At 39.9% G+C, this 952-nt stretch carries 1 protein-coding gene; it reads left to right on the top strand.

What is annotated here, in order from left to right; genetic code table 11:
• The first annotated feature begins 110 nt into the window (after positions 1–110).
• On the top strand, positions 111–845 hold the full coding sequence (locus ACO0K1_RS20200) for a hypothetical protein (protein ID WP_423028998.1): 735 nt from the start codon (positions 111–113) through the stop codon (positions 843–845).
• The last annotated feature ends 107 nt before the right edge of the window (positions 846–952 follow it).

Consider the following 952-nt stretch of genomic DNA (forward strand, 5'->3'; position numbering starts at 1 on the left):
GGTAAGATGTGTGTATGTCATTTCGGGCAACTTTGACTTGGAGGTCTGGAAGGCCGGATGCTACTGCATCTTCCCACCTTTAACCATTTATCTTCAGTTGCACTTCATAGTTGAACTCGCGAAATAAAGATAAAATAACACTTCAAAGTACCGTTTCTGCGGCGTTAAAGAAACTCTCTACAGTTGGTCAGCGAAAAGAAATTTTAGGTGAAGACGACACAAATATTCGCTCTATTATTTACCATAGGGCTAATCAAAATATGCTGTTCGGCATATTCGCCTCATATGAGAAGGGTACTCATCAACTCACAATTGCTGATGACGATGACGCAGAAATGTTACTTGTAGAGCAGGTCGCACCTCCAGAAGCTGAAGATAAAAAACGTCGAGAATTTTTAGAAGGGGTTTGTTACTTTGCTTTTTTTGGTAACCACGTTGTAGTTATTCAATCTTCTGCATTAGGAACTAAACACCTTGAACGGCATTTAAATTGGTTACTACGTACTGCGGGGTTAATTGATACTGAAAATAGTGTTGGACTAACTGATTTTATATTAGAGGCAACGAAAGAAAAAATTCGTGCTTCTCATGTGAAAGATTTGGTTATTGGTACGCCATTAGTTGACATTGATCATGTGACGGCAATGAAAGAGACAACGTCTCAAAAGACCACATTGTTAGATTTTGGTGGTAAAGGTATAACTCTACTAAGAGATTTTCTCGGTGAAGATAAACTTAAAGGGTTGAAACTTGCAGACGCAATTGACGGCAACATAGAAATATCTTTGCGGATTCGTTATAAGCAAAAAACCACTGAAAAGGGACATCCCCCTATGTCAGGATAGATGTCGCGTCAATTAATTCACATCAACCGTATTGGGGCGGAGTAAAGACATGCAGTGAATCGTTATCCAGCAGAACGCAAGGAGGCCATCCTTAAGCAGATGATGCC

Source organism: Undibacterium sp. SXout20W (genome assembly GCF_049340285.1).
In the GTDB taxonomy this organism is placed as follows: domain Bacteria; phylum Pseudomonadota; class Gammaproteobacteria; order Burkholderiales; family Burkholderiaceae_D; genus Undibacterium.